This window comes from Priestia megaterium, from assembly GCF_041941685.1.
GTDB lineage: Bacteria > Bacillota > Bacilli > Bacillales > Bacillaceae_H > Priestia > Priestia megaterium_C.
The window spans coordinates 3,666,767-3,687,232 of record NZ_CP130958.1 but is presented as its reverse complement, the minus strand read 5'-3'; the positions used below and the strand labels follow the sequence as shown (position 1 = coordinate 3,687,232).

General features: G+C 37.5%; 26 protein-coding genes and 1 riboswitch. Of the genes, 14 read left to right on the top strand and 12 right to left on the bottom strand.

The genetic code is table 11. The features are described from left to right. Positions 1–212 precede the first annotated feature (212 nt). Positions 213–1,073, bottom strand: coding sequence for a LysR family transcriptional regulator (locus tag Q5794_RS19560; protein ID WP_374988342.1), 861 nt, complete (start codon positions 1,071–1,073; stop codon positions 213–215). Positions 1,074–1,256: 183 nt separating this feature from the next. On the opposite strand from Q5794_RS19560, the gene Q5794_RS19555 reads away from it, so the two are divergent. The 4 genes from Q5794_RS19555 to Q5794_RS19540 all read left to right on the top strand — a co-directional run bounded on the left by Q5794_RS19555 (position 1,257) and on the right by Q5794_RS19540 (position 3,983). Next, positions 1,257–2,384: a 2-methylaconitate cis-trans isomerase PrpF family protein gene (locus tag Q5794_RS19555; protein ID WP_214987365.1), complete on the top strand. Its 1,128-nt coding sequence runs from the start codon at positions 1,257–1,259 to the stop codon at positions 2,382–2,384. A 94-nt stretch (positions 2,385–2,478) separates the two neighbouring features. Beyond that, positions 2,479–3,144, top strand: a complete 666-nt coding sequence (locus Q5794_RS19550) for a cyclase family protein (RefSeq protein ID WP_192995231.1) — start codon at positions 2,479–2,481, stop codon at positions 3,142–3,144. Beyond that, positions 3,141–3,434: a hypothetical protein gene (locus tag Q5794_RS19545; protein WP_374988341.1), complete on the top strand. Its 294-nt coding sequence runs from the start codon at positions 3,141–3,143 to the stop codon at positions 3,432–3,434. Before Q5794_RS19550 ends, Q5794_RS19545 begins: the two co-directional genes overlap by 4 nt. A 69-nt stretch (positions 3,435–3,503) precedes the next feature. After that, complete coding sequence (locus Q5794_RS19540; RefSeq protein WP_374988340.1) at positions 3,504–3,983, top strand: GNAT family N-acetyltransferase; 480 nt, start codon at positions 3,504–3,506, stop codon at positions 3,981–3,983. 27 nt (positions 3,984–4,010) lie between these two features. Here the strand turns inward: Q5794_RS19540 and Q5794_RS19535 are convergent, their stop codons facing one another. Continuing rightward, complete coding sequence (locus tag Q5794_RS19535; protein ID WP_214987328.1) at positions 4,011–4,595, bottom strand: YjgB family protein; 585 nt, start codon at positions 4,593–4,595, stop codon at positions 4,011–4,013. Between the two features lie 334 nt (positions 4,596–4,929). Between Q5794_RS19535 and Q5794_RS19530 the strand changes: the two genes are divergently transcribed. Together Q5794_RS19530 and Q5794_RS19525 are read left to right on the top strand one after the other, a co-directional pair. Continuing rightward, positions 4,930–6,540 carry an oligosaccharide flippase family protein gene (locus Q5794_RS19530; RefSeq protein ID WP_374988339.1) on the top strand — a complete coding sequence of 537 codons (1,611 nt, stop codon included), beginning with the start codon at positions 4,930–4,932 and terminating at the stop codon, positions 6,538–6,540. Between the two features lie 13 nt (positions 6,541–6,553). Then, positions 6,554–6,922 carry a hypothetical protein gene (locus Q5794_RS19525; RefSeq protein ID WP_214987327.1) on the top strand — a complete coding sequence of 123 codons (369 nt, stop codon included), beginning with the start codon at positions 6,554–6,556 and terminating at the stop codon, positions 6,920–6,922. Positions 6,923–7,013: 91 nt separating this feature from the next. Here the strand turns inward: Q5794_RS19525 and Q5794_RS19520 are convergent, their stop codons facing one another. Then, on the bottom strand, positions 7,014–7,172 hold the full coding sequence (locus Q5794_RS19520) for a hypothetical protein (protein WP_214987326.1): 159 nt from the start codon (positions 7,170–7,172) through the stop codon (positions 7,014–7,016). A 226-nt stretch (positions 7,173–7,398) separates the two neighbouring features. After that, a riboswitch (SAM riboswitch) is annotated at positions 7,399–7,505 on the top strand. A gap of 72 nt (positions 7,506–7,577) precedes the next feature. On the opposite strand from Q5794_RS19520, the gene Q5794_RS19515 reads away from it, so the two are divergent. Then, positions 7,578–8,240: a sulfite oxidase-like oxidoreductase gene (locus Q5794_RS19515; RefSeq protein WP_374988338.1), complete on the top strand. Its 663-nt coding sequence runs from the start codon at positions 7,578–7,580 to the stop codon at positions 8,238–8,240. A 33-nt stretch (positions 8,241–8,273) separates the two neighbouring features. On the opposite strand, the gene Q5794_RS19510 is transcribed toward Q5794_RS19515, so the two are convergent. Both Q5794_RS19510 and moaC read right to left on the bottom strand, forming a co-directional pair. Further along, positions 8,274–8,786, bottom strand: coding sequence for a molybdenum cofactor biosynthesis protein B (locus tag Q5794_RS19510; protein ID WP_075419278.1), 513 nt, complete (start codon positions 8,784–8,786; stop codon positions 8,274–8,276). 12 nt (positions 8,787–8,798) lie between these two features. After that, positions 8,799–9,287, bottom strand: coding sequence for a cyclic pyranopterin monophosphate synthase MoaC (gene moaC, locus Q5794_RS19505; RefSeq protein ID WP_192995208.1), 489 nt, complete (start codon positions 9,285–9,287; stop codon positions 8,799–8,801). A 114-nt stretch (positions 9,288–9,401) separates the two neighbouring features. On the opposite strand from moaC, the gene glp reads away from it, so the two are divergent. Together glp and Q5794_RS19495 are read left to right on the top strand one after the other, a co-directional pair. Beyond that, on the top strand, positions 9,402–10,667 hold the full coding sequence (glp, locus tag Q5794_RS19500; RefSeq protein ID WP_374988337.1) for a gephyrin-like molybdotransferase Glp: 1,266 nt from the start codon (positions 9,402–9,404) through the stop codon (positions 10,665–10,667). Between the two features lie 470 nt (positions 10,668–11,137). Next, positions 11,138–11,410 (top strand): WGxxGxxG family protein, encoded by a 273-nt coding sequence (locus tag Q5794_RS19495; protein ID WP_214987323.1) that lies wholly within the window; start codon positions 11,138–11,140, stop codon positions 11,408–11,410. Between the two features lie 275 nt (positions 11,411–11,685). Here Q5794_RS19495 and Q5794_RS19490 read toward each other — a convergent pair whose 3' ends face one another. After that, the gene (locus tag Q5794_RS19490) at positions 11,686–12,021 is read right to left on the bottom strand and encodes an SPW repeat protein (RefSeq protein ID WP_214987322.1); all 336 of its coding nucleotides are present in this window, start codon (positions 12,019–12,021) and stop codon (positions 11,686–11,688) included. 193 nt (positions 12,022–12,214) lie between these two features. Here Q5794_RS19490 and Q5794_RS19485 point away from each other — a divergent pair, with 193 nt between their 5' ends. After that, a complete protein-coding gene (locus tag Q5794_RS19485; RefSeq protein WP_374988336.1) occupies positions 12,215–12,472 on the top strand; it encodes a DUF3973 domain-containing protein in 258 nt (85 codons plus the stop codon). Positions 12,473–12,515: 43 nt separating this feature from the next. Here the strand turns inward: Q5794_RS19485 and Q5794_RS19480 are convergent, their stop codons facing one another. Then, positions 12,516–13,157 (bottom strand): DUF1232 domain-containing protein, encoded by a 642-nt coding sequence (locus tag Q5794_RS19480; RefSeq protein ID WP_214987320.1) that lies wholly within the window; start codon positions 13,155–13,157, stop codon positions 12,516–12,518. 119 nt (positions 13,158–13,276) lie between these two features. Here Q5794_RS19480 and Q5794_RS19475 point away from each other — a divergent pair, with 119 nt between their 5' ends. Both Q5794_RS19475 and Q5794_RS19470 read left to right on the top strand, forming a co-directional pair. Then, positions 13,277–13,858, top strand: a complete 582-nt coding sequence (locus tag Q5794_RS19475; RefSeq protein WP_374988335.1) for a manganese efflux pump — start codon at positions 13,277–13,279, stop codon at positions 13,856–13,858. Between the two features lie 427 nt (positions 13,859–14,285). Then, positions 14,286–14,855: an MEDS domain-containing protein gene (locus tag Q5794_RS19470; protein ID WP_214987318.1), complete on the top strand. Its 570-nt coding sequence runs from the start codon at positions 14,286–14,288 to the stop codon at positions 14,853–14,855. Positions 14,856–14,991: 136 nt separating this feature from the next. Here the strand turns inward: Q5794_RS19470 and Q5794_RS19465 are convergent, their stop codons facing one another. Then, entirely contained in the window at positions 14,992–15,444 is a 453-nt protein-coding gene (locus Q5794_RS19465; protein ID WP_214987317.1) for a DUF4288 domain-containing protein, read from the bottom strand. Between the two features lie 152 nt (positions 15,445–15,596). Here Q5794_RS19465 and Q5794_RS19460 point away from each other — a divergent pair, with 152 nt between their 5' ends. Further along, positions 15,597–16,109: an ankyrin repeat domain-containing protein gene (locus tag Q5794_RS19460; protein WP_374989237.1), complete on the top strand. Its 513-nt coding sequence runs from the start codon at positions 15,597–15,599 to the stop codon at positions 16,107–16,109. Positions 16,110–16,496: 387 nt separating this feature from the next. After that, positions 16,497–17,015 (top strand): YfiT family bacillithiol transferase, encoded by a 519-nt coding sequence (locus Q5794_RS19455; RefSeq protein WP_214987315.1) that lies wholly within the window; start codon positions 16,497–16,499, stop codon positions 17,013–17,015. Positions 17,016–17,419: 404 nt separating this feature from the next. Here Q5794_RS19455 and Q5794_RS19450 read toward each other — a convergent pair whose 3' ends face one another. From Q5794_RS19450 to Q5794_RS19435, 4 genes are all read right to left on the bottom strand, one after another. Next, positions 17,420–17,893, bottom strand: a complete 474-nt coding sequence (locus tag Q5794_RS19450) for a hypothetical protein (RefSeq protein WP_374988334.1) — start codon at positions 17,891–17,893, stop codon at positions 17,420–17,422. Continuing rightward, complete coding sequence (locus tag Q5794_RS19445) at positions 17,854–18,687, bottom strand: hypothetical protein (protein ID WP_374988333.1); 834 nt, start codon at positions 18,685–18,687, stop codon at positions 17,854–17,856. Before Q5794_RS19445 ends, Q5794_RS19450 begins: the two co-directional genes overlap by 40 nt. 523 nt (positions 18,688–19,210) lie before the next feature. Next, complete coding sequence (locus tag Q5794_RS19440; RefSeq protein ID WP_214987313.1) at positions 19,211–19,723, bottom strand: DUF3231 family protein; 513 nt, start codon at positions 19,721–19,723, stop codon at positions 19,211–19,213. 331 nt (positions 19,724–20,054) lie between these two features. Then, positions 20,055–20,264 (bottom strand): alpha/beta-type small acid-soluble spore protein, encoded by a 210-nt coding sequence (locus Q5794_RS19435; protein WP_013058446.1) that lies wholly within the window; start codon positions 20,262–20,264, stop codon positions 20,055–20,057. Between the last annotated feature and the right edge of the window lie 202 nt (positions 20,265–20,466).

The window sequence follows — 20,466 nt, the reverse complement described above, 5'->3', positions numbered from 1 at the left end:
CATGCATGAGTCGTAGTTTGATTATTAAGAATTTTTAAAGCCGCTCTTTACTCCCGCTGATGTTTCTTGTTTTCATGTTAGTACATTTTGAAAAATAAAGGAAATATAGGTTTTTTTAGAAAGTTCATAAAAAAATTTTATAATGGTAATCTAGAAAAAAGCTTGGTCCAAAAGAGAGGTTCTCCCAAGACGCAAACTTTTTAGCTTTTACTTTACTTTTCACTTCGCTTCAAAAAGTCAATAAATGCTTTCACGACCGATAGATTCAAGTAAGAAGGATCGTACATGAGCCACGTGTTTCGAAGTAAAGGTGATTCATCTCGGTACGAAAGTCCGTATGTATATAAGCTGTCGCTGGAGTGAAGGCAAATTTCAGGTAAAATTGCAAAGCCTAAATCATTTTTGACCATTTCTTTGGCCGTTTCTTGCCGGTCAACTTCCATTGCCACAAACGGAGGCTCTGAAAACTTGTCATGCCACCAGTCTTGAATGAGATCTTTTAATGACGTATCGGTTTTATAGTTAATATAAGGCAGGTTCGGCAAGTCATCGATCGCAATTTCTTTTTTCGAAATTAAGCAAAGTCGCTCTTTCGTCAGCAGTGATTTTTCTCCGTTCCACGGGTAATTGCCTCGTAAAATACCAACGTGCACACGCGAAGAGTCTAATAGATTCATAACTTGCGTACTCCAGCCCGTATTGACGCTGAACTGTACATTTGGGTAGTGAAGAGAGAACTGCTTTAAAATTTTAGGAAGCTTATGCTGTGCAAAGTTACTCGATACCCCTAAGCGAAGTGTTCCCGTAACGGTTTCGCTCATATTGCGCATGCTGTCTTTTGTTTCCTGCAGCTGCTTCCACATATTTTCCGCATAGCGAACAAGATGCTCACCTTCAGATGTAAACTCAATTCCTTTTTTCGTTTTGAAAAAAAGCGTCACGCCAAATTCTTCTTCAAGATTTTTAAGGCGGTAACTTAAAGAAGGCTGCGATACGTAGAGTCTTTCAGCCGTTCGCGTAATGTTCTTTTCTTCGTGAAGCGTTTTAATTAATATCCAATCTTTTTGATCCATCCCAATCCCCCTTGTATTTAGATTATAAAAAAATTTTTAAAAAGACAATAAATTTTATGTATTTTACTTATGACCACCTCTATTATACGATAAATGGCAAATGAACCGGTTCTAAATAGTAAAAAAATAAAATGGTTTGATGAGCGCCTCGGCGTTTGTTAGTAGGGGAGAAAGGTGATTAAGATGACGCGTATTCCTGTAACGGTTATGAGAGGTGGAACGAGTAAAGGGGTTTTTATCAATCATGAAGAAATGCCTGTGAACAAATCGGATTGGGAACCGTTTTTGCTAGATATAATGGGAAGTCCAGATCAACGTCAAATTGACGGGTTAGGCGGAGCTAATTCGCTGACGAGTAAAATTGCGATTATAAAAAAATCAGATTTAGAGAAAGCCGACGTAGATTACACGTTTGCGCAGGTCAGCATCAGCGAATCTCTCGTTGATTTTAAAGGAAACTGCGGCAATATCTCTTCAGCGGTCGGCCCTTATGCAATCGAACAAGGACTTGTACAAGCTGTGGAACCGGTGACTAAAGTACGGATCTATAATACGAATACCAAAAAAGTAATTGTAGCGGAAGTAGAAGTAGAAAACGGGAAAGTGAAAACAGAAGGATCGTGTATGATTCCTGGAGTGCCAGGTACGGGTTCACCCATTTATCTTTCGTTTGAAAACGGAGAAGGAGCCGTTACTGGAAAACTGCTTCCGACCGGGAACGCTATTGATCTTCTGCAAACATCCATCGGGACAATAAAAGCATCAATTGTTGATGTAGGAAACCCGCTTGTATTTGTTAAAGCAGCGGATATTGGCCTAAAGGGAACAGAACTTCCGCATGAATACACGGACAAACAGCTGAAGCTGTTTGAAGAAATTCGCTCCATTGCAGCGGAAAAAGCGGGGCTTGCACCTCAAGACAAAGCAACTAAACTATCACCAGCGGTTCCAAAAATGACGATTATTTCTCCTCCTATGGACCACCGAGACGGGACTGGCAGAGACAAAGCTGCTTCCCAAATGGACGTATTAATCCGGATGATGTCAATGCAAAAACCGCATCAAACGCTTGCCATTACAGGAGCAATTTGTACAACGGCGGCTATTTATACAAAAGGCACGTTGGTGTCGGAAATGGTTAAGGTAAAAGACGATACCATTCGAATTGCTCATCCAATGGGAATTATGGAAACCAGTGTGGATTTAAAAGATGGACAAGTTAAAGGAATTAAAGTAGTGCGTACAGCCCGTCTTATTTTTGAAGGATTTGTTTATACAAAGCATACGTACGATGTATGTTTATCAAGTTAATAATGTTCTCTAAAAAAAGCTCTTTCTAGGAAACTAGGAAGAGCCTTTTTATGTTAGAATATTTTTACTGAATATTGAAAAAGTGGGTGAAGGTATGAAAAAAAGAACGTATATTGATCTAAGCCACATCATTGAAGACGGAGTTATCACACATAAAGGCTTGCCGGCACCAATCATTTGCGACTATTTAAGCCGAGAAGATTCTAGAAGGCTTTATGAACCAGGGACTGAATTTCAAATCGGTAAAATTGAAATGGTCACGAATACCGGTACGTATATTGACGTGCCGTTTCACAGATACAAAGACGGAGCGGATTTAGCTCAAACGGCTATTGATAAAACAGCCGGACTGGAAGGAATAGTGGTTTCAGTCGACCCGACTTTAACGGCTATTGATGAATCTCATTTTCAACATATAGACGTAAAAGGCAAAGCGGTATTAATTCACACGGGATGGGATCGCTACTGGAATACAGACGATTATTTAGAAAACCATCCATACTTAACAGAACGCGCGGCAGCTTATTTAGTGTCTCAACAGCCTGCTCTTGTCGGAATTGATTCGATGAATATCGACGACACAAAAGGAAAAGCAAGACCAGCTCATACACTGCTGTTAGGAGCGGACATTGTGATTGCTGAACACTTATGTCACTTAGATCAACTAACGGAGTCCTTTTTATTTTACGCCGTGCCTCCTAAAATAAAAGGAGCCGGAACGTTTCCGGTAAGAGCATTTGCGGAGGTAGAAAGAAAATGATCCAGTTACATAGATATATAGAAGTGCAGGAGTTTAAAAACCATGTAGAACCGCTTTTAGCGAAAAATGAAATTCTTCATAACTTAGCGCTTGGCATTTTATACAGCTTACATGAAAGCAGCAAACCAAATTTTATGGGCGTTATTTTTAAAGATAGATGTGCTGCGCTTGTTTTGCTGCAAACGCATCCTCAGCAAATCATACTGTCTCAAATACAAAAGCTAACGGAGCGTGACCTAAGCGAAGCGGCGGAGCTATTACAAAAAATCAACACACCAGGCTTAGTTTGAGAAAGACAAACGGTTTTATATCTTTCTCAAAAACTAGCAGATTTAAAAAATCAAGAAGCTTCTTTGAAAATGGATCAGCGTATTTACCGGTTAGACAAAGTAAAAAAAGCTGCGGATGCTGAAGGAATGCTGGTAAAAGCAAGGCTGGAGTACCTTTCGCTCGTAACGGAGTGGGTTCGAGAGTTTATGGATATCATTGGGGAGCCTATATCGAAAAAACAAGCTGCCAAAGCAGGAAAAGCTTTTATTGAAGCAGGACGGTTATTTTTATGGGAAGTGAACGAGAAGTACGTATCCATGGCAAATGCCGCGCGTCCAACAGCTCATAATATTACGATTAACTATGTGTACACGCCTCTTGAAGAACGTAAAAAAGGCTATGCATCAAGCTGTGTGTCCACGCTTTCTCAGCTTATGCTAGACGAAGGCTTTCAAACAACAAGTCTATACACAGATATGACAAATCCTACGTCTAACAAGATTTACATGGAAATTGGCTATGAACACGTGGCTAATTCAGCACTGGTTTTACTTCATGAAAAAAAGTAGCAGGCTATCTGCTACTTTTTCTATGAATTAAGGTTTTGCAACTAAGTTTACGTGATTTAATGTTTTGGCATCATCAAAGATAAATTCAAGATCATAGGCGCCGGCGTGATAGGTGTACTTCGTTTGAGTAGTACCATCACCTTTTACTTTGCTTGTAAAGTTCGGCTGACCTAATTCCTTCTTTAAGTTAGCTTGCGTGATGGAGCCTAGATTTGTTTGGCGCTCTACATTTGTACCAAAATAGCGGATTTCGTTAATGACGTTATTTTGATCATAGCCAAATGCATATCCAGGGTGACCCATTTCCGCATGATAGTAGTCAAAGTTGTTTGATGAACCTTCAGGGGGCGGACCGAACTGGTCACGAACGTCTTGACGCAGGGTTTTGCCAATTTTGAAGTCTGCCGTTAAGCGTGGCACTTCACCTTTTACCGCGGCATTATAAATTTCGTTAATGTTTTTTACAGCTGTTTGACTTTGACTGCTTGTTTCTTGAGATGTAGCTGCGTGTGCTGGTGTATCAAGCTGAGCGACAGGAGCAAATCCAAATGCAGCAATTCCTGTAATCGTTGCCGCCGCCGCCGCTTTTGATAGTCGTTGTTTCATTTTCATGATTTTTTCCTCCTATATATAACGATTTAGCAACCTCAGTCTACCTAAAAGAGCAGGTAGGCCAGAATAGTCAAGGAGTCTTAGTTGAGTTGGTAACTGATATATATATAATGTAACACCTCTTTTAGAATGTAAACGTCGGCTAAAGTGAAAAGTAGAAAACGATTCGTTTTTCATAGGTGTAAAGGGTGGTTTATATTCCTTTATTATGTAATAAAACTTAATATAGGAAGAATTCTAAGTCTTTATAAAAAACTGGATAATAAATGTAAGTATGATACAATAAACCAAGTATTTGTTAAAAATATATTATTTATTGCTGGAGTTTTGATGTATGGAAAAAAAATTGATGAGAGGTACGCTTTTGTTAACGGCGTCTTCTTTACTAACAAAGATTTTAGGTTTTATTTATATTATTCCGTTTACAGCGTTAGTGGGAACGTCAGGCTACGCGCTTTATAAGTACGCATACGGTCCATATACATTGATGCTAAGCTTATCAACGATGGGTCTTCCGCTTGCTGTTTCAAAGTATGTATCAAAATATAACGGTCTTGGAAACTACCGTGCTGGACAAGATCTGCTAAAAGCAGGACTTCTGTTGATGACGGTAACCGGCATAATAGGTTTCTTAGTCCTCTATACGATGGCGCCCTGGCTTGCTGAACTAGTCATTAACGGAAAAGATTCCTCAGGAAATAATCAAAAAGATGTGGTGTACGTTATCCGAATGGTGAGCTTTGCTTTAATTATTATCCCGCCTATGAGTCTATTACGAGGTTACTTTCAGGGGAACCAGTCTATGGGACCGTCTGCGCTAAGTACAATTATTGAACAAATAGTGCGCGTGCTGTTTATTTTAGCAGGAGCATATGCGGTCATTCACTTTTTTCATAGTACGATGACAAAAGCTGTTGGAATTGGTACGTTTGGAGCATTTATCGGTGGCGTAGGGGGAATTGGAATTCTCGGTGCGACGTATCTAAAACGCAAGCCGTTGATTATGAAGGAAGTGAACAGCGGAAAGAATAATAAATCTGTTCCGTTCTCTTTAATGTTCAAGGAGCTTGTAACCTACGCCGTTCCGTTTGTATTAGTTGGTTTAGCTATTCCAATCTATCAAAATATTGATACGTTTACGATTAACATACTTTTTCAATCAATAGGATATGGACAAGCTAAGGCTGAAACGATTAACTCCGTCATTGGGTTAGCACAGATTTTGGTGATGGTGCCGGTATCGTTAGCAACTGCCTTCAGCATGTCGCTGATTCCGGGTATTACATCTTCTTTTGTGCAAGGAAATTTACGAGAGGTAAAGGGCAAGATTACAAAAACGCTGCAGCTGCTGTTATTTTTTACTCTTCCTGCTGCCGTAGGCCTTTGTTTATTGAGCAAGCCGGTATATATGATGATTTTCGGTGCAAAAAACAGTCCTGAAATCGGTGGGGTTGTTCTACAATGGTACGCGCCTGCTGCTATTTTATTTGCTCTTTTCACCGCAACAGCCGCGATCCTTCAAGGGATTAATCAGCAAAAGAAATTAATTTTAGGCTTGGGCTTAGGAATTGTTGTGAAGATAGTATTAAATGTATTGTTAGTCTCAAGCTTAAAAGAAATTGGACCTGTTGTCGCAACGTACGGAGGATATGGCGTATCCGTTATCTATAACTTTTATTTAATTGAGAAATCCATTTCTTATCGGGTTCAATCATTAGGAAAAGCCGCAATAACACCTATTTTATTAGTAAGTGTGATGTCAGCAGCTGTGCTTATTGGCAATTATGAATCTCACTATTTTTTAGAAAGTAAGCTTTCTGCATCGTCACTTGCAATCAGCACATCTTGTATTTCAATTGCTTTGGGTGCTGCCGTGTATCTAGGACTTGGCGTTAAAACATCTTTAGGCCAATCTGTTGTATTAACTAGAAGAAAAAGAATGTAAAGGAGAGAAAGTAGTGTCAAAACGATTTGTACTAACCGTAGCTACTGGAGGATGTATAATAATTTCCGGCGCGCTGCTGCTATTAAATTGGGAAAGAGTGTTTGGAGACTACCGTCCGATTCAAACAGCAAAAGCCGTATTCAAATTAGAAGTGGGAAGTCAAGATGTAGCAAGGACTACAGATTCAGATGATGCTCTTCACTATATGGTGAAAAAAGGACATTTAGATGAATATATTCATATGATGAATGAAAAAGGCTATGTGTTAAAAGAAAAAGATATTAATCATAACCGACTTGTTTTTAACGATGGACAAGAGGATGAGCAAATTTACTACAAGCGCTTTGCTAGGAAGTATACGATGATTGATGGAGAAGGGTAAAAGCCTTCACTTATAATTACTACATACTAAAGTTATTAAAAGAAAACCCCACCTTGCTAATTAAAAGGTGGGGTTTTTTAGTTAAATTATCTTATCTTAGTTTCGCTCTTGCTATACCTATTACTACAATACTAGTAATAAAAATAACTACGATTCCAATATTGGTTGGGGTATCAAAGAATATTTTTGAAACCGCCAAAGCGATAATGAGCCCAATGGCTATTCCAGATAATTCTTTTATTAATTTCAACGTTAACACCTCTTAAAAATACTACTTAGGAAAAGTCTAACATTAGTGGGGATGTTGTTCCACCATCATCCGGTTCGCTGAAGGAATGTTCGTTTATGATTTAATAGAATCGAACTTTATACTCTACCTGCGTTAAAGTTTTTTGTGTGAAAAAGAAAAATAATATTGACAATTATGACAAAAAGCTTAATACTGACTTTATTACATAAAACAAATACAATTTGTTTCCTTATCAAGAGAGGTGGAGGGACTGGCCCTGTGAAACCCGGCAACCGCTGTCTATGACAGAATGGTGCCAAATCCTTAAGAGCGCGCTGCTCTTAGAGATAAGGAAGAAGCTGAAACGAAGCTCTTCCTTGTTTAAGGAAGGGCTTTTTATGTAGAAAAAACAACGAGGTGATACATTTGAACAAAGCAGACCGTATTAAACGAATGAAAACACCGGAAATTGAACCAAAGTATGAAGGACGAGTGCCTCCGGGCCAGGTAGTAACGGAGCGCTTTCCCATTTTACATGAAGGCGACGTGCCGGAGTATAACTTAGAGGAGTGGACGCTTCGGGTATTTGGATTGGTAGACAAAGAAGTGACGCTTTCGTATCAAGATATATTGGACATGCCGCAAACGACAGTGAAATGTGATATTCACTGCGTAACGAGATGGACAAGGCTTGATAATGAATTTACGGGCGTGCTGTTTACAGACTTTTTAAAAGCAGTTGGCGTGGAGTTGAAAAGTAAATACATCATGCTGCACGGAGATAATGACTATACGTCAAACATTGAGGTAAAAGATTTACTGAGAGACGATATTCTTCTCGCTCATTCCTTTAACGGAGAGCCGCTTACACCTAAGCATGGATATCCGCTGCGATTGGTTGTTCCGCATTTGTACTTTTGGAAAAGTGTTAAATGGCTTCGAGGCTTTGAAGTCATTGATGAAAATCATCCTGGCTTTTGGGAGCAAAACGGCTTTCATCTTAGAGGAGATCCGTTTAAAGAAGAGCGTTTTTCTGGAGAAGATTTAGGTATTCCAGAAGATGAGTGGGTACATAAAGACTATGATTAATGAAAATGCCTATGCGTGTGCATAGGCATTTTGTCAGCGCTGGCGGTTTAATTCCCACACAACGTGGCGAAGTTCAGGCAAAATCAGCTTGGTCATAGCTAGACGAACAGCACCGCTTGATCCTGGTGTAGAAAAAACGGCTTTTTCGTTAATCGTCCCGGCAATTGCCCGGCTCATAATCGCCGCGCTGCCAATGTCTTCGGTGTAGCTCAGCATGCGAAACAGCTCGCCAAACCCAACGATTTCTTTATGAATCAGCGCTTGAACGGCTTCAATCGTGACGTCTCGTTTTGTAATGCCAGTCCCGCCGTTTGTGAGAACAACGTCAATGTCCTCATCACTGCATCCGGCAAGTATCGCTTGTTGAATCGACGTTTGGTCGTCTTTTACAATTTCATAGGAAGCGACCTGCATATCGTGTTCTTTCAGAAGTTGGATCATCAGCGCGCCGCTTTTATCGGTTTCTTTTGTACGTGTATCGGATACCGTAATGATTTTGCAACGAACGGGCTGAGTTGCTTTAGATTTATGTTCATGTACGCTCATTATGTACCTCCTTTACGATTCTGTGCGCTTGTAGTCACCGTTTTTGCCGCCTGATTTTTCAAGCAGATACGTTTCGCCGATAATCATGCCTTTATCAATGGCTTTGCACATATCATAGACAGTTAATGCGCAGGCAGAAGCAGCGGTTAAAGCTTCCATTTCAACACCCGTTGAGCCTTCCGTTTTTACCGTTGCTTCTATTAATAAACGATATTGATCATTGCTTGTATCCCAGTCAAATGAAAGGTTTACGCCTTTTAATAGAAGAGGGTGACACATCGGAATAATGTCAGACGTGCGTTTTGCTGCCATGATTCCCGCTACTTGTGCGACAGCAAGGACGTCGCCTTTTCCGATCTTATGTTCTACAATGGCTTCGTGAATTTCTTTGTTAACGAGTATGCTTGAACGAGCCGTTGCGACGCGGCGAGTGATAGATTTTTCGCTAATATCGACCATATTGGCACGGCCTTGGTCATTAAAATGTGTAAAAGAAGACATCGGTGTTTTCATCCTTTTTCAGTAAATTTTGTTGTATGATAGAAATAGTGAGATATGCTATGATTTTACACCATAGCGCAAAAAGTGAACAGACATAAAGGAAGTGAAGAATGTATGTTAGAAAGCAGAACACCTATTTCAATTCCTGAAGCAATTGAAAAAGTTATGACATATAAAAGAAAAGGCAGCATCGAACGTGTATCGATCACCGAAAGCTATGGACGATATTTAGGAGAAGATATTATCGCCGACCAAAACGTTCCTCATTTTAATAAATCGCTTTATGACGGCTTTGCAGTTCGAGCGCAAGACTGCGTAGAAGTCTCAAGTGAACATCCTATGGAGTTCGAAGTTGTAGGTGAAATCGGTGCAGGTTTTGTTTTTGAAGGAGAAGTAAAGCCATTTCAAGCGGTGCGCATTATGACAGGAGCGCAGGTGCCTCATTCGTGTGATGCGGTTGTGATGCTTGAAGTAACGAAGTCGTATGAAAAAGAAGGTAAAACGTATATGGCGTTAAGCCGACCTGCTTCAAAGTGGGAACACATTGCATTAAAAGGAGAAGAAACGAAAAAAGGAGACGTGCTTGTTTCAAAAGGGACGCGCATTAATCCAGGCGTCACCGCTTTTTTAGCTACGTTTGGCTATGCGGATGTCGCTGTTGTGAAGCAGCCGGTTGTTGGGGTTTTAACAACAGGAAGCGAACTGCTTGATGTGAACGAGCCGTTAGAACCAGGAAAAATCCGCAACAGCAACTCCTATATGGCACTCGCGCAAATCGTAAGAAGCGGGGGAATTCCGAAATATTTAGGGAAGCTTGAAGATGATTTTGACCGCTGCTATGAAGCAGTAGAAAAAGCGCTCGAAGAAGTGGATATTTTGCTGACAACCGGTGGGGTATCCGTTGGGGACTATGATTATTTGCCGGCTATTTATGAAAAGCTTGGCGCCAATGTGCTGTTTAACAAAATTGCGATGCGGCCGGGAAGCGTCACAACAGTCGCAGAACGAAACGGACAGCTGCTGTTTGGACTATCGGGAAACCCATCTGCTTGCTATGTCGGGTTTGAACTGTTTGTTCGTCCAATTGTTCGCAGCTTTTTGCATTCTCCTCTGCCTCATTTACATAAAACAAAAGCGGTATTAAACGGCTGCTTCAAAGAGCCTAATGCATTTACAAGAATGGTGCGAGGAGAGATTTCAGACGAAGGCGGAAAGCTTGTTGTGACGCCTGTTGGCATGGATAAGTCAGGCGCTATTTCGTCATTAGCTGCAGCAAACGTACTGATTGTTCTTCCAGGTGGAGAGCATGGGTATGATAAAGGAACAGAAGTGAACGTGCTGCATCTTGAAAACGAAGGTACGAGTTCGCTTTGGGTATAAAAAGACTATTTTTTATGTAAGAGTTCTAGTCTGAATAGTGATCAAAGTACTGGTAAATTAACAACAATGTATGAAGTTGTGTATAAAAAAGAAAATGAGTATGCGAACGAGTCCTTGTGTATCAAGGGCTCGTTTTTTATGATGTATTTCGGAAGGCGTGATTATGTTAACTATAATTATATATCATATACAGCCTGAAAATAGAAAAAGCTACCTGAGATAAAGGGTCTAGCTTTTTGGGTTCAGTTCAGAGAAGGTAGTTTTTTCTATGACGTAATTGGGTTTCATGAGTGATGCTCCATTGCATCTTGGATAGTTTGCTTAATAGATAAAAAATATATTTATACTAATTTTAAAGCTTCTTTATTTTTGGTATTAGTGAGTGGTTTCACATGATATATCTACTTAACGAATAGTAACTAATGACCATGGGAACTTTATCTATTAACAAAAGGAAAGGAGGAGAAAGTATGCAGAAAAAATGGTCTGTTTTATTATGTACGTTAGCTTTAGCTATGACCACTTTCATCTCACCGGTTAATGCTGAAAATAATAACGTAGATAGAGCAAATTACAATGATGACGTAAATACCTATAACGATGGCGTAAATACTCGAAATGTCACTACAGCAACTGATGTGGATGATGACAATGATTCACCTTGGGAACTACTTGGATTATTAGGACTAGTTGGTCTTTTTGGTCTTAAAAGAAGAGATGACCGTGAAGAAAAAGTTCGTTAATATCTATTTTGCATGAGTAGAGATAAATAAAGGTTGTCAAAGATTAGCTTTCTCTAGAGTCCACAAAGGTGTCTTCTAGCAATTAGGGACACCTTTGTTATTTCCTATAAAGTATATTACGTTGAATGAATCTGTGTAGGCTTTACATAAAAAGCAGAAAAAGCTCCCTATTTCCGTAGGGAGCTTTTTTTTGCTGCAAGAATTGTTTCTCACATAGGTCGATGCGTTGCGGCATTTCCAATAGTTTAATTAAATGATGGAATATTATTCGCTCTTTAACTTACAGCTTTTAGTTTTGATTTAGAGTTCAAGCTCCATAAGCTAAATAGTACGGTCATTAACCCAAGTATTATGCTAGACCAAAGTACCCCATCTGTTAATGAATAAACAAAGGGAAAAAGAACAAACCATAATCCGGTAATGAGCGAAATCCAGTTTTGCCATGAATTCCATCCTGATTTAGTAGTTTCCCAAAAAGACATGATCACTTGAAGGGTTCCAAATACAATACTTGCTGAAGTAGCTCCTGCATCGTATAAAAACCCAAGCATCCAAGGAGCAATAACGAGCCAAATACCGATTACAGCGTTAATAATACCTCTTGTTTTCACCGCTATCCCTCCTCAAAGTATGACACTCTTCATTCTGTCATTATTAAACTATATGTTTGTAAGAGACGTGTGTTGAGTATTCTTCAACGCCTGTTGAGATTTTTTCAACTTTTAACATAGGAACAAGCACTTCTGTTGATGAGTTCTCATAAGATGTTTCAAAATCAAATATAAGAAAGAGAGTGGAAAACGAATGTACTATTGCGTTACTTGCTGCAGATTGCAAAATGAAAATGTTATTAAGAGTAAGCTGTTTGAAAATGGATTTTATATAGATCCATTTTCAGGAGAGAAAATTCCTTTAGGTATGTGTGCGCATAAATGTAACCATGAGCCATGTGAAAAAGAAAAAATCATCAAAAAGATTGTGCCAAAGGAATTATTTAAATTAAAGAAAGCAATAGAGTATTTACCTGCTCATCGTTCAGAAAAAGTTCCGTTTTCACAATAAATAGGGGCATACCGCGTTCAGTTCCCTTAATAAAACTCAGTTTTTATTCCGTAAGTTGATTCATTACCAGTTGTACAGCTATTGCATCGTCTAAATAGCCGATTGGAAAGACATAGTCTGGGATAATATCGGTAGGCAAAATAAAATACAGTAGCGCACTTCCCAATATTGAGCGCTTGGCAGCTGATGTTTTTTCATCACAATATTCAAGATACATTTGCTTTAATTGATCAATAAAGGTTCCGACGCTGCCGACTTGCTCTATTTTGGTTTGAAAGTTATTACAAATCATGCTGTGTCCTTCGTCTGTCTGTGCATATTGCTTATATTTTGTTAGTTCTTGTTCGACACGTTCAATCGTAAAGTTTGTATCTGCTATATTAAAAGATTTAAGTATTTCTTGAATTTTATCAATGGAGTAATGAATGCCTGTTTCTAATTCATTTTCTGTATTGTTTGAAGCAGCTCCAGCAGGGTCAATTAATGCTTCAAGAGGAGTATTTAAATAGTGCGCAAATTGTTTTAAATGATGTAGATTTGCTTGCTGTTTTCCATTTATAATCCGTGAGATAGTTGCTGTATCAATCCCCGTAAGTGAGCTAAGTTTCCGCATAGATAAAGCATTTTCCTTTAATAAAGACCTTAATAACAAACCAAGACTTTGATCATTTTGGGTGTTGGACATCGCGATTCACCTCTTTATATTTTTCAACGCGCAGTGATCATTTTATTGAAGGTTTATCAACAATATATGCAACAAATAAGCAAATCTCCTCAACATTATCAACAAAAGGAGAATACAAAATGGAATGGTTATTCATATTAGGTTTTGCATTATCATCGAGTATAGATAACTTCGGTGTAGGAATATCATACGGAGTTCGAAAGGTAAGGATAAAATGGCTTTCTAATTTACTGATAGCAGCTATTTGTTTCCTCTTTAGCATGGTGGGGATTATGTTTGGCAGGTGGATTTCAACAATCTTGCCAGGAGTGTTCCATGTTATTGTAGCCGTCGTATTATTAACGCTAATTGGGATTCGCATTATTTTATTAGTTGTATCCCAAAGAAATAACGGAAGTGATGAATTAGATAGTAGTGGTCAAGAAAACGTACGATATATTGGGTGGATCGAAAGCATTGTCCTAGGTGTTGCACTTTCAGCAAATGCACTTACAAACGGTCTAGGAGCGGGTTTACTTGGTTTATCACCTTTAGCTATTTCGCTTACATCAGCATTTGGCAGTTTTATCACCGTATGGCTAGGAGTAATGGTGGGGAAAAAAGCAGCAAATGTTCAAATTGGGAAATTTACATTGAGTCAATTTGGAACGTTGATAAGCGGGATTACGATTTTAATTGTAGCCTTTACTCAGATATTCTAAAAGAAGAGACGCCATTTATTAAAGTAAGTGGCGTTTTTTCTTTGTATTTTGTAGTAACTGGTTTTCCATAGGTTATACAAAGTAAAAAGTAGATGATTAATGCTCTTATCAATGCTACATGAGAATTTATTTAATGAAGAGGTAAGGGAACTTAATTCTGTAATTATTTCTTGTTAAGTTTTAATCGTACTTGAGCAGGGTATAGTATTCTTTAGTCAAAGCGCCAAAATAACCGGCGTAAACGTTATCTCATTTACAACATAGGTACACTATTCTAAAAAACAGCCGTATACCCTAAAACAAAGGGGAGAACATCTAGTTTTGACAGACAAGAATGCAAAGCGTAGAATTGTTCTAACGAATAGACAATTTACTAGTTTAAGAGTCTTAACATTTAGGTTCATTTTATATAAGGGAGCGTACACACTTGAAAAATCAGTTTGCTCAATTGATACAGAATAATGAAAGCGTTCATATTTACTATAATATTGTCGATATGAGAAGTTACTTAGATAACCTTGTGTCTTATATTGTGTCGGGGATTGAACAGGAGAGACATACTTTAGTTATAGAAAGTGAAAGACTAATTCCGCTGATTTTCAAAAGATTAGAGGGAATTTTAACTAAAGACCAATTAACATATATACATACCATTAATAATTTTGACTATTACTGTTCAAGTGGAAGTTTTCAGCCTTCCATAATTTTTGAACATCTGTCTAAACATTTAGATCCTTTCTATAAAAACAATACGTCTTTTCAAATATGGGCTCATGTAGAATGGGGACAGCAAGAAGGGATTATACCTATTTTAGAGGAGTTTGAAAATGAAGCAGACAAATTAGTAAATAAAGGCGGATTATATTTAGTATGCGCTTATGATGAAGAGAGAGTACCAGAAGTTCTTAAACTTGCTTTAATGAAATGTCATCCATACTTAATTTTAGAAAACAAAATTACTCCATCCAATTTATATGTAATGACAGATGCAGTGTAATTAATAGTATGCTTGGGCTTTTATTCTTAAAAAACAAAGGTAAATAGAGAACAAATAAGGAGCCTTATTTAAGGCTCCTTATTTGTTGTTTGTACAGAGTATGTATACCATAGATCTTTATATCTAGTGTGTATCTTCAATTAAAATCCCTATTCCTTAAAATGAAGTTTTTTCGTATCTGCTCTGTCTCATTTTCCATAACTTCTGGATAGTGCCTAGATAAGACATTAGCTAAACTTTCTTCTTTAGGTATATGTAAAAAACGTGAATATACTTCCGTACCGCTTGGTAACTCATCTTCTTCACATAAGAGAAAGGCATCTAAACTCTCAATCAATTGGAATTTCACAGTCTGATCATAAACGTTGGTATAGCTGTCTTCACATTCTTTTGCTTTCTTTTCTGCAAATTCATAAGCTTGATCAAATGATTGGGTTTTAACTAATAAGATACTTTCTTCAAATATCTGATGTTCTTCATAATTTTCGTCAATCTTTTCTGTATTAGGTTTACCCTCTACTAAGTACTTATAAAGAACCTTTACTCCATACCACTGGACATCTAACTCTTCGCTATTAGTTGTTTTCATATAAACTCTCCATTCTTAACTAAAGGAACCATAATAATTAATTTTATCATCGTATTCCTTATCGTCCTCCTTACTTATATAACTGAGTTTGTATATCGTGTTCATCCACTAATCTATGATAAAATGGAAATATAATCAAGGTATTTCTATATATTAGGGGGTGTAAAATGGAATATATTGATCAAATAACAAATGCTGCGGTGAATGGAGAAAGTGAAGAGATAAAAGCGTTATTAAATAAAGAACCATCTTTACTTAACGCTTTTAATTCAGATGGGTGGACACCTTTACATTTAGCTTGTTATTTTGGGCAGGTGGATAGCGTCAAGTTATTGTTGTCGCTAGAGGCGGATATTCATATTAAGGCTAAAAATTCGAATGAAAACATGCCTCTTCATGCAGCAGTAGCAAATAAGCAAATTCAAGCTGTAGACTTGTTGCTTACAAAAGGCGCAGATGTAAATGCAAAACAAAGCGGTGGATGGACTAGCCTTCATGAGGCCTCGTTGCTAAGAGATGAAAATATGATTAAACTTCTCATCGAAAAAGGCGCCGATATCGAGATACAAAAAGATGATGGGAAAACACCTTTAGAGGTTGCAGTAGAGAAAAAACAAGAGAGCGCAGTTCATTTGCTTACTCAGTATTTAAATAATAAAGCTTAATATAGAGTAGGAGATTTTATGTTAACTAGAAACATATATAGTATGCATTTTCTATTTTTAATTAATTACTTATCTTTTTTCATTTTCCATAATAAGTTTGCAATGAATGCGCTAAAAAAGCCAATAGAAATTAAACAAAAACCAATTTGATACAAAATGAAATTCCAGTTGTCTCCAAAAGAAAAAAGTGTAATTCTTCCTGACTCTATAATATCAACACTAATAAATAAGGAAACGGTAATAAAATATATTAAAAAGAACTTTTTGTAGAAATAGCTTTTATAATCACTGCTCAATTTACTCACCTCACCTTAATATTACGGCAAGTTTATCTATATGTTTATTGTTTTAATAGATATTAATAAAAATAGAAAGAGAGGAAGAAATATGTTTAATCAATATCCTATTGGGAAATTTACCGTGAAAGAAAATATTCAGAAAGAAGATATTCAAGGGTGGATTCATGACATTGGAGATGCCCCAAAGCAATTAGCTGATGCTGTAGAAGGGCTGACAAAAGAACAATTAGCCACGCCTTACCGAGAAGGGGGTTGGAAATTAAGCCAAGTTGTCCATCATTTAGCTGACTCACACATAAATGCTTATACTCGTTTTAAATTAGGCTTAACAGAGCAAGCGCCTGCTATTAAAGCATATGACGAAGTGGCTTGGTCGAATCTTCCTGATAATGATTTACCGATAGAAGTTTCTCTCCAACTTTTTTCAGCTTTACATAAGCGTCTTCATAAAGTGTTAAACTCACTTGATGAAATAGATTTAAAGAAAACGATCCACCACCCTGAAAACGGGGAAGTGACGATTGAGCAATTAATAGCCACTTACGCTTGGCATGGCAAGCATCATATTGCTCATATTACCACATTAAGAACTCAAAAAGGATGGTAGAATTGGGTTCAATATATGTGACTTCTGAAAAGAGGCCGGGACAAACGTATTTTAGTTGAAGTAACACCAGAACACTTAATCAATAGTATTCATTAAGTGTTCTGGTGTTTTATTGTTATGGTGAATGTAGGTGCTTCTAGCTGCTGATTGGAAGGCAAAGCCAAGCCCAAGCCCTGTACGGAAATCAACAGCAGCATAACAAGCGATCCATACGAGCTCATTTATCCATTTTTTTCGCCTGCAGATTTCATTGATTTAATTATGTCTCAATCTCTTTTTTTATTAGTACCAATAGCGGTAATTATGCTAACTGCAGGTATATATCGTATAAAGCTTAAAAACAGAAAAACTTCCCCAATGCGTTAAGGAAGTTGCCTCTAATCCTGAATAGTAATTTATTCATTCTATATTTCGCTATCAGATCCAACTTTTGAAACACCTAAGGCAAGGTTTTTCCACAAAGTTTGTTCAACCGCTTCGGCGTCCGCAGCATGACAATCAACAATGAGTATGACTTCTGAATGTTTTCCACGCAGGAGCCGTTGATTTCTCCTGATTACTTTAAATATAAATAGTTTAATTCCTAATCCTAAGATAAATCCGATAAAAGCACTAATAATTCCCCAATAAATAGGGCCCCAGCTTAATTTAAAGCCAATGCTTGCACCAATGACGGAAAAGGCTGTGGCTAAAGCCATTCCTAAATCAATAAGAGAAACTCCATCTGATCGATGAAGGCTATCAAAAATCCGGCGATTTTCTGTTCGATTATTAAGAGGAACAATAAATATATCCTCTTTCTTTATCCCTTTTCTCTCTAGATCCGAAACAGCTAATTCTATGTAACTGGAGTATTCAAATGTAGAAAAAATCTGCATATTCTCACTCCACCTTTTTTCCTTTCACAATACAAAAGCTTGGATGTTGATACGTTTTCTCGAAGAAATTTTTTTTGCTCTCTTTCCACAAGTTTATTATTCTCAACAGTATTCATATAGGAATCAAAAGTAGCAAAACCATATAGAGAAGGGAAAAATAACAACCATTCTTTATTTAAAACGGAAGTAGCCTGTTTTATTTCTCCTAAAAATAGCAGAGAAATCCCTTCAAGCAGGTGAGAATAATAAAAGAAAATGACTGCCCAAATGATAACAAAGAAAGCACCAATGATCCGATGAATATAGAGTTGTCCTAGACCTGGCATCAAAAAGGACCAGGTAACCGACAAAATGGGATTCCTTTTATCTAAATAGTTTATTTCCATGGCTCCTATACTAAAGGAGTTGAACCGATGATTTTCTCTTTCAGCTAACACGTATATTTTATTTAAATCAACGGTTGTTCGGTAACTATCCCATATAGCAAAAATATAAACGGGAATATAAATGAGAAGCCATCTTGTATTAAGCACGTCTTTGGCCATATCAATGTTTCCTTGAAAAGAATAAATCATTGCTAAATTTACATGAGATTTAAGGTTTATGACGACCTCCCATATAAATAACACAAAGCCGCGAAGGTATTTAGACAGTAGCAAGTGTCCAAATCCAGGAAAAGCTGCTGACCACCAAGCAATAATATAAGGGTTTCTTAAATGAATTTGAGTCGTTCCAAATATACTAACATGAGCAATATAGCGTCTTGCAGTATTATCATTTTTATAATTATTCATATACGATCTCCTATGATTGGAAGAAAATACACTTTTATACCTATCATTCATATTTAATATGGTCTTGTTTACTTATTTTATGCAATCCATTGATATACACTTAATCTTTATCAAAATGGAAAAATTCGTTGACGAGAAAAAGCTCTTTATTTTTCCATAGAGAGCTTCTTTACATGTTATTTTTGAAAGTTGGTATTATATTAATAAAGAAGTAGTTAGATGCTTCACAGCGTCTTGACTCGTTTGTTCAAGATCTAGCATTATGTTCACTACGTTTTTATATTCTATACAACATAAAAACCGGAAAAACTACTGCTCCTGTGCAGTAGTTTTCCTAGTCGTTGAAATATAGATGTTGTGTTGATAATCCTCTATTGAATCTTCAGTAGTGTGCTCAAGTTATCAATAACTCATGTACTAAAAAGAAAAATACACCTTAAATGAGGGTTTCCAAACAATGTTTCGTAGCATGTTGTATGGTTCACTTAAAGTGAAATCTTCACGTTTTATACGAATTTTATGATTAACAATCCGTGGTTTTTGACTTGTGAAGAGGTGGTGGAACTAACCAGCCTTTTTCTTTGTTAAGTCGCAAAAACTTTCCACCAAGGGCTACTTTCTGCATGTGAATTTGACCAAACATTGCTGCAATATCTTCACGAATAGATTGGCCAATCAGTTGACTGCAAGCAACTAGACCAGCAGCTATATCCAGTGAAATAGCCGCAGCAACTTCGGGGTCTTGAACACGTGCACCTACTGGAATATCATCTAAACAAGCTTCTGGACGTTCAGGCGGAGTTGGAGGTAAAGCCACTCCATTTTCTTTTAATAGCTTTTCTACACCTTTCATTTCCTGCTGACATTGTTCAATCGTTTCTTGTACCAACTTATGTAGATCCTTGTCTCCTACATGATTTAGAAACGTTTGATAACCAGCTACTAATCCTTTTGAAGCAGAAAGAAATGACCATGTTCCAAATACTTCACCGTAATGCATCGGCTCGTCTGTAGGATTTCCACTTAAAATACCCATTATTATCCTCCTTAACATATTCATAATAATGTGCCACCTTTCTTACTATGCACACACTTAACGTCTCCATATCATGTTTTATTATTCTTCTAAATATAAAAAAAGAATTTTATCAGGGAATACAATCTACTATTTTACGCATATTATTTAAGATGCCTATAAGGGCATCAGTCACAATACCCTTGTTATACAGAGAGCTGCCTTCTTTGGCAGCTTTTTGTTTTGTCATGCTTTATGTGGCTTTCTGCTTATGACGATAAATAGAAATTGTCCATAATAAAAGGAAGAGTGGAGACCCACTCTTCCTTCAGCCATCAATTATAAAGTTGTCTTAGAAGCGTCCGCCGCCAAGTTGTTGCTCAGCTAATTGCACAAGACGCTTTGTAATTTCGCCACCTACTGATCCGTTTGCACGTGCAGTTGTATCAGCACCAAGGTTTACACCAAATTCGCTAGCGATTTCATATTTCATTTGATCGATTGCTTGTTCAGCACCGTATACTAATAATTCATTGTTGTTGCTACTGTTGTTGTTTGCCATGTTGTGTCACCTCCTTGTTTTTCTTAAGTTTCCTAGGGGCCAAGAAGTATATACATGGTAAATGATGGATGTTTATTTCCTTATCAAGGTGACATATTAATTTTTAGAAACAACCGACACTGTAAAAAGTGGGATTAGATGTTTCTTTTCCTTGTTATCTAAAAGTTGCCATGTGAGAAGAGGATTGCAATCCTCTTTAGGT